The organism is Dellaglioa sp. CoH-57-MRSF-16 (assembly GCF_056782055.1).
On record NZ_JBXAXZ010000164.1, the window covers coordinates 1 to 278 of the forward strand.

At 60.8% G+C, this 278-nt stretch carries 1 protein-coding gene; it reads left to right on the plus strand.

Annotated features, from left to right (window positions below; translation table 11 throughout):
- Positions 1-90: 90 nt before the first annotated feature.
- On the plus strand, positions 91-278 hold a 188-nt coding region (locus tag AC1RPH_RS08290; RefSeq protein ID WP_481762110.1), incomplete at its 3' end, for a hypothetical protein.

The following is a 278-nucleotide window of genomic DNA, read 5'->3' on the forward strand; positions in this document are numbered from 1 at the left end:
GAGCCGAATACGACGGCGCCCTCTCCGATATCAGCAACATCAACGATGGCTTGGCCAACGATGGCCGTGCTAACGATGGGGGCTACACCGATGATTGATGAAACGAAGAGCGTGACCATCGCAGCGTTCGAGGCCGCGATGCTGCGGTGTGCGGACCAAGCGGTTCACGAAGCGTCGTTCACTAAGGATGTAGACGGCAACTACCACCAACCGGAAATGCGCCGGGCGCTTGCCGGTTGGTGCGGCGCTGCTTTGCTCATTGCCGAGCAGGTGCGGGG